At 32.9% G+C, this 10,000-nt stretch carries 7 protein-coding genes; all 7 read right to left on the bottom strand.

Translation table 11 applies throughout. The features are described 5' to 3' along the window. Window positions 1–3,713 (bottom strand): choice-of-anchor J domain-containing protein (locus tag LDL23_RS08330; RefSeq protein ID WP_291265284.1); only part of this gene is annotated, 3,713 nt, incomplete at its 3' end. A 169-nt stretch (window positions 3,714–3,882) separates the two neighbouring features. Beyond that, the gene (gene fabV, locus LDL23_RS08325) at window positions 3,883–5,073 is read right to left on the bottom strand and encodes an enoyl-ACP reductase FabV (RefSeq protein ID WP_291265283.1); all 1,191 of its coding nucleotides are present in this window, start codon (window positions 5,071–5,073) and stop codon (window positions 3,883–3,885) included. A 64-nt stretch (window positions 5,074–5,137) separates the two neighbouring features. Next, complete coding sequence (gene recN / locus LDL23_RS08320; RefSeq protein WP_291265282.1) at window positions 5,138–6,790, bottom strand: DNA repair protein RecN; 1,653 nt, start codon at window positions 6,788–6,790, stop codon at window positions 5,138–5,140. A gap of 27 nt (window positions 6,791–6,817) precedes the next feature. After that, window positions 6,818–7,711: a DUF4835 family protein gene (locus LDL23_RS08315; protein ID WP_291265281.1), complete on the bottom strand. Its 894-nt coding sequence runs from the start codon at window positions 7,709–7,711 to the stop codon at window positions 6,818–6,820. Beyond that, window positions 7,701–8,912 (bottom strand): bifunctional phosphopantothenoylcysteine decarboxylase/phosphopantothenate--cysteine ligase CoaBC, encoded by a 1,212-nt coding sequence (gene coaBC / locus LDL23_RS08310; protein ID WP_291265280.1) that lies wholly within the window; start codon window positions 8,910–8,912, stop codon window positions 7,701–7,703. Before coaBC ends, LDL23_RS08315 begins: the two co-directional genes overlap by 11 nt. A 6-nt stretch (window positions 8,913–8,918) precedes the next feature. Further along, window positions 8,919–9,233, bottom strand: a complete 315-nt coding sequence (locus LDL23_RS08305; protein ID WP_026726592.1) for a DNA-directed RNA polymerase subunit omega — start codon at window positions 9,231–9,233, stop codon at window positions 8,919–8,921. 9 nt (window positions 9,234–9,242) lie between these two features. Next, window positions 9,243–9,998, bottom strand: coding sequence for an outer membrane protein assembly factor BamD (gene bamD / locus LDL23_RS08300; RefSeq protein ID WP_291265279.1), 756 nt, complete (start codon window positions 9,996–9,998; stop codon window positions 9,243–9,245). Window positions 9,999–10,000 lie beyond the last annotated feature (2 nt).

The following is a 10,000-nucleotide window of genomic DNA, read 5'->3' as shown; positions in this document are numbered from 1 at the left end:
TTAGCTGAAGAAGAAGTTACCGCAGTTGCATTTAAAGCTGTTGGAGGTAAACAAGATGGAGCTGGCAATATATTAACTAAGTAATCTTCTGTTTGTCCATATGTACTTGAAGAAGCTCCACAAGCTTGTGTATTAAGAATAGCAGCATCATCACCACCTCTAATTCTCATTCTAGTAACTCCTAAAGTTGCACCTGCTGGTACATTAACAATAATATTAGAAGTTCCACTGCCTCCTGCAGAGGTTCCTAAAGAAAATGATTCTGAAGGCTCAAAAGTCAGGTTTTGATTAAAATCAATCCAAACTCTACTGTACTGAGTTCCATCAGTACCCATTGTTACAGCAACTGTTGAATTTAATCCAGCAGTCATTGTTGGAATAGCTATTGGAGCTGGTTGTTGTAATGTAAAATCTTCATAATAAGGTGAAACATTACCTGTTGAAGCGTTAGACCAAGAACCGATTACCACATTAGTAATATTATCTCCAGTTCCACCATTTGTATAAGTTGGAATACAAAAACATCCATTAACATTTGTTGTAAAAGAAGCTTCAGCACATCCAACTGCTGTTCCTATTGCATTAAATGGATAAATAGTATAATAATACATACTACCTGCATTACCTGTAAATGAATAGGTTAAAACATTTCCTAAATTCACATTATTAGCAATGTCTGTTCCACCAGGAGTTGTACCAATAGAAATGTAATATCCGTCTGCTCCAGAAGAAGCATTCCATGTAATTGTGGTAGCAAAGTTACCACAAGTTGGATGAGGCGTTGCTACAACATTTGTTGCACAAGCTGGTGCAGATGATGGTACTGCTTCCCAAATTACATTATCTATATAAACATAAGAATATGTAGATGTTGATAATCGTTTAATTGCTATATATTTATCTGTTCCAGCATAAGCTGTAAAATCTACAATATATTGAGTAAAAGTTCCATTGATATCAACTGTTTGTAAAGGTGTAAAAGTATTAGCATCACTAGGATTACTCATAGTACCTACAATAACATCTTGTGAAGCTACTGAATTACTAGCAACAAATCGCAATCTGTTAGTACCTGCACTTAAATTATTGATGTAAGGTGTAACTAACATTATATTAGCTGTAGCAGGTGAATCTGAATTGTATAAAGAAATACTATATGGAGCACTAAAGTTAGTTGTTGAAGATCCAACGGTTGCAAAAGTACTAACACCATTACTTAAAATCTTACTCCAACAAGAAGGAATTTGACCCGTAGCCGTTAGTGTATCAAAATTTTCAAAGAAATCTCCTAATTCATCACAAGTTGTAAAATTGATTTCTGTACATCCCACTGCTTGACCATAAGGATTATATGGAAATACACTAACATAATAAGTAGAACCTCCTACTAAGTTAGATAAATAATAAGACAATACATTACCAACATCAAAATTATTTAAAACATCTGTTGCACCTGGAGTTGTTCCAACACTAATTCTATAACCTGTTGCATCAACGTTTGCTAACCAAGTTACTGTAGAATTAGAAACATTAATAGCACCATTAGCTGGTGAAGTAATAGCTACACAAGAAGGTAAAGTAACTGGAATTTCTTCAAGTACAACACCATCTAAATAAATATAAGCATCCCCACTTCCGTAGTTACTTATTCCTTTAAACTTAATTTTAAGATTTGCACCAATGTAACTTGTTAAAACATAACTTTTCAAAGTCCAGTTGGCAGCGCCAGTTAAACCAGATTCTAACAAAGTATATGTTGAACCTCCATTTGTTGAAACATAAACTTCAAAATTACCTCCTGTTGGATTTTTATAATAAAACTTCAAACGTAATGTTGAAACTGAAGAAGCATCAATAACAGGAGTGGTTAATTCACCGGTATTTCCATTTGCATTTAAATATGAATCAAATCGTAAACCTCTTCCAGTATTACCTGTTGCAAAACTAGAGAAATTATAACCTGAATTTGTAGGAGTTGACGCGATTCCCCAACAAGAAGGAACACCAGTTGTTATCGATTCAAACTCTTCATTGAAAGGTATAGTAGCTATGTCACAAGTAGAAAAATTAATTTCAGTACATCCTGTAGCTTGACCGTTTACATTATAAGGATAAATAGTTACATAATAAGTTGAACCTCCTTCAAGATTAGGAATTGTGTAAGAAAGTACGTTACCAACATTAAAATTGTTCAACACATCAGTTCCTCCAGGAGTTGTTCCTACACTAATATTATATCCAGTAGCATCAATGTTAGCAGCCCATGTTACAGTTGGATTTGGTACATTAATAGCACCGCTAGTAGGAGATAAAATAGTTGTACATGTTGGAGGTGTTGAAGGAATATCCTCAACAACTACATCGTCAATATATAAAATCCATCCATCTAAACCACCTGCTGGAACATGCCAAGCAATAAACACATTACCTGTTATACCTGTTAACGGAATAATTCGAGTCTCAGTATTAGTATTTGAAAACGATGTAAGAGGCATCAAGGTAGTTGTAAAATCTGAAGGTGAAGCCCCGGTAGTAGACAACATAACTCTAAAGTCATTTGGTTCAGTAGCTGATATAACCTTATTTTTAAAAACTAATCTTTGATTTCCATTTAATGTGATTTTTGGAGAAATTAACCAATCGTCATTAGCACCATTATTAAAATCCGTATTAATAATCGCAGATTGATTACCTGAAATAGGTGCACTTGTATCATTTAAATTCCAAGTATCTGCATCCGCATTAACATTTAAAACTGCCCAACAAGCTTCTGTTGTTGAAGTAGAATCAAAAGATTCATTGAAAGGCACAGGTAGTGCATCACATAATGTTCTGAAAGAAAACGGACCACTCCATGTACTTTGAGTACCCCCGCAATCAGCTTGAACATAATATTGATATTGAGTATTTGAAGTTAAACCTGGCAATGAGTAGGTATTGGTTACACCTGGAACAATAATACCTGAACCTAAAGCAAATCCTGTAATACCGTATTGAATATTCCACACAGTAGCTGTTCCATTTTCATTCCATCCTAATACAGCACTAGAATTTGTTATACTGTTAGCCGCCAAAGCATTAGGAGGTAAACAACTTGGTGGAGTACCTTCAATATAACTAAACTGAATATTAGGTTTATTTCCATTAGTTGTAGTTGTAGTTACACCGCATGAAGTAGCACCGTCAGCTCTTACAAAACGTGAACCATTAGTTACAGAAGTATTAGCACGTACCTGTCCATAAGGAGATGTATATGGATTTGGTCCGTCAGAACAAATCTCAACTAATACATTATCAACACCATTCCATACAAAATTAGTATCAAATGTAATCATATCAAAAACACCTGCAGCAGTAACTGTTGGATTGTAATTAAAAGGATTTTTAACTACAATCGTAGATGAATTAATATGTGCAGCACAATTTGATGCAGATGTGTGCCCCATTTTTATGGTGTAACCCAATAAATTACCGCCGCCATAATCACCTGCAATTGAAAATCCTAGAGCTGTAATTTCATCATAAGGAGTCATTGAGGCACTTAGCTCAGCAGCTGTATATACCACCTGATACCTAAAAGATTCGTAATATCCATCTATTGGGTCATTACCAGTACTCGTAGTCGTAGTAGTGGCGGTACCAATAACTATGGACTGTGCATTAATTTGCCAACACGAAAAGAGGACAAATAAAAATAAAGTAATTTTTTTCATGAAATAAATAATTAATTAATTAATTGTTAAGCATCTGCTAATTTAATGAGAATTATTTCACTTAAAAAAAACGGGAAAAAAAAATATCGGTAAAAATCACTTTTTACCGATAAAAAACAAAAAACCCTGAAAAATCAGGGTTATATAACAAATTAATATTATTTTGTTATTATTTAATACTTGGCACCATGACCATTTCATTGGTATCCTCTTGGTAATCAACACCGTCAAATCCAAATCCAAATAAGTTTAAGAAATCTTGCTTGTATCCCGCTAAATCTCCTAATTCCACTAAAGTTTCAGTTGTAGATTCACCCCACAATTTAGCAATTTTCTCCTGAACATCCGCTCTCATTTCCCAATCATCAATACGAATTCTTCCTTTGTCATCTGTTGGAACTGATTTACCCGTATACAATCTCTCTGCATATAAGCGTTGAATTTGCTCGATACAACCTTCATGAATTCCTTCTGCTTTCATGATTTTATATAACAATGAAATATATAATGGAATTACTGGAATTGCTGAACTCGCCTGAGTTACTAACGCTTTGTTTACAGAAACATACCCTTTTCCGTTAATATCTTTTAATTTCTCTGTAATTTCAAAAGCCGTAGCTTCTAAATGATCTTTTGCTCTTCCAATAGTTCCTTTTCTGTAAACCGCTTCAGTTACCTCAGGTCCTATGTAAGAATAAGCAATTGTGGTAGCGCCTTCAGCTAAAACTCCTGCTCCTTTTAATGCATCCATCCACATTGACCAATCTTCACCACCCATTACAACAACTGTGTTCGCAATATCTTCTTCATTAGCTGGTTCAATTGAGACACTTGTTACATTACCCGTATGAAAATCAACGGTTTTATTTGTAAAAGTACTTCCAATAGGTTTTAAAGTAGAACGATGTAAAACACCTGTTACTGGATGCTGACGTACTGGAGAAGCTAAACTATAAATAATTAAATCCACCTGACCTAAATCAGCTTTAATCATATCAATAGTTTGCTGTTTTACTTCGTTTGAGAATGCATCACCATTGATACTTTTTGCATACAATCCAGCTTTTTGTGCTTCCATTTCGAAAGCAGCTGAATTATACCATCCTGGAGAAGCTGTTTTACCTTCTGAAGGTTCTTTTTCAAAAAACACACCAATAGTTGCAGCATCAGAACCAAAAGCACTTGTAATTCTTGAAGCTAAACCAAAACCTGTTGAAGCACCAATAACTAATACTCGTTTAGGCCCGTTGATTTTACCTTTCGATTTTACATATTCAATTTGATTTTTTACATTTTGTTCGCAACCTTTTGGATGAGCTGTCAAACAAATAAATCCTCGCATTCTTGGTTCTATAATCATGATATTCTATTTTTATAATTGATTTGTTGTCGTTTAAAATGGAAAGCAAAAGTACTTTAAAAAATTAATTCAACAAAGCTTTTGCATGTTGTAAAGCCGAATCTGTAATTTCTTTTCCTGATAACATCTCTGCTATTTGTTGTATTCTTTCCTCTTGTGTCAACAGATTTAATTCTGAAATGGTAGTATCTCCTTGATTACGTTTTGAGACTTTATAATGCGAATTTCCTTTTGCCGCAATTTGTGGTAAATGTGTAATGGCAAATACTTGCATAGTTGCACTCATATCTTTCATGATTTCCCCCATTTTAATTGCAATTTCACCTGAAACTCCTGTATCAATTTCATCAAAAATGATAGTTGGAAGTTTGGAATAATTCGCTAAAATAGCTTTAATTGCTAACATGATACGCGACATTTCTCCTCCTGAAGCTACTTTTTTTAATAATCCAAAACTAGTTCCTTTGTTAGCCGAGAATAGCAAAACCACTTCGTCTTTTCCTTTTGGATAATACGAATCAGTATGATTGATTTCGATTTGAAAATTGGCTTCTACCATTCCTAATTGTGATAAAGTTGCTTTAATTTTTTCAATTAAAATTGGAGCGGTTTTCTTTCTGTTTTCAGAAATCGATTTTGCTATTTCATCAACTTTTTGTTGTTTCGAATTTAATTCAGATTGTAATTTATTAATGGCACCATCCAAATCATCAACACGAATAACTTTAGCATCTAATTCATTTTGAATTACCAACAATTCGGAAATCGTTTGCACTTGGTGTTTCTTCTGTAAATTATAGATGGTTTGCAATTTTGTATTCACCAATTCTAATCGCTCAGGATCGGCTAAAATCTTTTCATTGTTTTGTTCGCATTCCGAAATAATATCTTCAACTTCAAGTAAACTACTTGTCAAACGCTCTAATAATTGTGCATTTTGACTGGAGAAACCAGCTATTTTTTGAAGTGAAATTTTAATTTCTTTCAAATTTACCAAGGCGCCAACTTGTTCTTCATTGGCAATAGCTAAAATTCGTTCGAAATTTTCTTTTATGAATTCAACATTACTTAATTGTTCTAATTCTTGTTCTAGCGCTTCTTGCTCTCCATCAATTAAGTTGGCTGCTAAAAGTTCGTTCAACAAAAAGGAGTTGTACTCGTATTCTTTTACCAAAGCTTCTTTTTCCGAAATCAATTGTTTCAACTCTTTTTGAGTCGACTTGAAATCAGCTAATGAGTTCTTATATGAATTTACGGATTCGCCATTATTGGCAACCGCATCTAAAATATCTATTTGGTAGTTTTCTTCTGTAAGTTCTCGGGTTTGATGTTGGGAATGAATATCTAACAACATCGCACCTAATTCTTGCAATTCTTGAAGATTTACTGGACTATCATTTACAAAAGCACGCGATTTTCCCGAAGGTAAAATTTCTCTTCTAATGATGGTTTTATCTTCATAATCCATGTCATTTTCATCAAAAAAAGATTGAAGATTGTAATTGGCAATATTAAATTGTGCTTCAATAATACATTTTTGCTCTTTGTCTTTAAGCGAAGTTAAATCGGCTCTATTTCCTAAAACCAAACCTAAAGCACCTAGAAGAATTGATTTTCCAGCACCGGTTTCTCCTGTAATAACAGAAAACTGATTGGAAAAATCAGTTTCAAGCGATTCTATTAACGCATAATTTTTTATGGATAGTGAAAGTAACATAAGTTAAATATTCATTAAGCGATTGAACTATCTTATTTTATTCCACTTTTGAGAATTAAGAGGAGAAATTCTATTTAAAGTTTCTAGTAATTTAGCATTATTTGTTTGTGGTCCACCAGAAAAAATGGAAACTAATTCATCTCCTTTTGCATCAAAAAAAGTTCGAACTAACAATGAATTAGGTCTTGTTTTTTGAATTTCCGCCAAAGTTTCTATTGAATTTGCAATATTTTCTTTTCCTTTTTTCACATCCTCACTCATGGTATCCAAACCAAGTCTATGATACTCATAAAGTGTTTTTCTAAAGGGTGCAAAAGTAGTAGATAACATATCCGAAATTAAAAAGTTACGATTGTTATTATTCCCTTCTGATTGTGACCAACCTTTGTACCCACTAGACTGAGCAACGTTAACAATATTTGAAGCTACTTCTAAGTATTTTGATCCTCCATTTAAAGCAAAAGAATCCATATCCATTCCAATTATAAGATTAGAATAAAATGCCAATACAGAAACTAAGTTTGAGTTAAACGAGTTTTGGTCGTAAATCATGGTTTCAAATTCGATAAATCGAAAAGTGAAATTTTTGTCGTTTATGTTTAAAATAGGAGAAGCCAAAGTAGCATTATGAACCGGTCTTGAAGATTGCACTTGCAATGTGGCTTCAAAAACGTTTGAACCGTAAGAGGTAACATTAATAAAAAAATTACATTCAATTTTTTCCACATCAGTATACTCTTTGTTAGTCCATTTTGTAGTATTTAAAAATTCTTTTATTTGCGTTTCAAGATTTTTAAAAAGTTGAGGATTTCCATTAGCTACCTGTTGATAGTTAACAGAAACTGTCGCATTAAGCTCTTGTGAAAACACATTACCTAATGAAAACAAGAAAATAAATACTACTACTATTTTACGCATCATAAAATTGAATTACTTTATTAATGATATCTTGAGCTACCGCTTCTTTTGATTTTAATTCCTTAGGTTCAATTGTAAAATCTTTAGATATAAAAGTTACTTTATTAGTAGCTTTACCAAAACCAGCTCCTTCATCGTTTAAAGAATTTAAAACTATCAAATCTAAGTTTTTTTTCTGGATTTTTTGCTTTGCGTGTTCAATTTCATTTTCAGTTTCTAACGCAAATCCAATTAAGAATTGATTTTTCTTTTGTTCGCCAAGCGAAGCTAAAATATCTTTTGTTTTTTCTAATTCTATAGAGAACGTTGCATCGTTCTTTTTTATTTTCTGGTTAGCTACATTTTTTGGTCGATAATCTGCAACAGCTGCTGCTGCAATAGCTACATCAACACTATTATAAAATTCATGGCAAGCATCGTACATTTCTTGTGCCGAAATTACTCGAATCAATTTAATAGCTGAATTTTGTACATTCAAATGCGTTGGTCCTGAAATTAAGATAACTTCCGCTCCCTTATTAGCAGCTTCATTTGCAATATCAAATCCCATTTTACCTGAAGAATGATTTCCAATAAAACGCACAGGGTCAATAGCTTCATAGGTTGGACCAGCGGTAATTAAAATTTTCTTTCCTTTAAGTGGTAATTTTTCTAGTAAATCATGTTCCAAAAACGAAACAATATTTTCAGGCTCGGCCATTCTTCCTTCACCAGACAAACCACTTGCTAATTCACCACTTTCAGCAGGAATTATAATATTTCCAAATGATTTTAACTTGTGAAAACTATCCAAAGTAGACGGATGTTTGTACATATCCAAATCCATTGCTGGTGCAAAGTAAACTGGACATTTAGCAGAAAGATAAGTTGCAATTAATAAATTATCGCAATTGCCATTTGCCATTTTAGAAAGGGTGTTTGCAGTAGCTGGAGCAACAAGCATTAAATCAGCCCTTAATCCTAATTCTACGTGATTATTCCATTCTCCATTTCCTTCTTCTTCATTGTAAAAAGTTGAATAAACCGGATTTTTAGAAAGGGTTGCCAAAGTAAGTGGCGTAACAAAATGCAAAGAAGCAGGCGACATTACTACTTGTACTTGTGCGCCTGCTTTTATGAATAGTCTAACCAAGTTGGCTGTTTTGTAAGCAGCTATACCACCAGATACACCTAGCAAGATTTTTTTACCGCTTAAAACAGACATATTGATTTATTTAGCTTCTCTGTAATAGATTTTACCTTCTTCCCACTCTTGTACTGCTAAAGCATGTGGTTTAGGTAATTTTTCATAGAATTTTGAAACTTCAATTTGCTCTTTGTTTTCAAAAACTTCCTCTAAACTATCATTGTAAGTAGCAAACTCTTCTAATTTCTCAATCAATTCTTTTTTGATTTCAGTATTGATTTGATTAGCACGTTTTGCCATGATAGTAATCGCTTCATAAATGTTTCCAGTAGGCTCTTCTAATTTACTTTTGTTGTAAGTAATAGTGTTTACAGGAGCATTTGTTTTCTTTAAATCCATGATTTACTTTTATTTAGAAAATTGTTTTAATTCTTGTTCAATTTCAGCTAACATTTTATCAGCTTCTTCTTTATATTCTGTTGCAGCATTGAATTTAATCAAATTTGCATAAGTTGTTTTGGCGTAATTTAAACGCTCTTGTTTTTTTGATTCTATACTATTAATAGCTAGTTTATATGCTGAATCCAATCTGTAATACAATGCCTTTTCTTTATATGGGGTTCCTGGAAAATCCAAAATAAAGTTATCAAACGCTTTTAAAGCTCCTTTAAAATCAGAAATAGAATTGTACTGTTTTGCTATTTCAAATGCTTTCTTTTCTTGCTTTTCTCTTAATTCTTTAACATATTTATTTGCTGTAGCCAAATAACTTGATTCAGGATAAACATCAATAAATCGTTGCATTTTATCTAGTGCTTTCTGAGTATCTGTTTGATCTAAACTGTATGCAGGAGATAATTTATAAAAACATTCAGCAGCCAAAAATGTAGCCTCTTCTCTTTTTTCACTTCTAGGATAAGTAGCAACAAAATTTTCAAATTGATACCCTGCTAAATAAAATTGATTCGTATTATAAAGTGATTTAGAATATAAATAAAACATTCGTTCAGCATTGGGCTTACCTTTATAAACTGGTGCAATTTGTTCATATAATCTGATTGCTTTATCATATTTCCCTTTATCATACATTGCATTTGCAACTTCGCTTTTAACGGCAACATCATCCGACTTCAAAGCCTTTTGATAAGGACTACATGACACCAATA

The organism is Flavobacterium sp., assembly GCF_020217025.1.
GTDB lineage: Bacteria > Bacteroidota > Bacteroidia > Flavobacteriales > Flavobacteriaceae > Flavobacterium.
This window is presented reverse-complemented; position numbering and strand designations above follow the sequence as displayed.

Bases quoted from the DNA above. Each gene is read 5' to 3' on its own strand.
- recN (WP_291265282.1), bottom strand. From the start codon at position 6,790: ATGTTACTTTCACTATCCATAAAAAATTATGCGTTAATAGAATCGCTT.
- LDL23_RS08305 (WP_026726592.1), bottom strand. From the start codon at position 9,233: ATGGATTTAAAGAAAACAAATGCTCCTGTAAACACTATTACTTACAAC.
- LDL23_RS08315 (WP_291265281.1), bottom strand. From the start codon at position 7,711: ATGATGCGTAAAATAGTAGTAGTATTTATTTTCTTGTTTTCATTAGGT.
- coaBC (WP_291265280.1), bottom strand. From the start codon at position 8,912: ATGTCTGTTTTAAGCGGTAAAAAAATCTTGCTAGGTGTATCTGGTGGT.
- fabV (WP_291265283.1), bottom strand. From the start codon at position 5,073: ATGATTATAGAACCAAGAATGCGAGGATTTATTTGTTTGACAGCTCAT.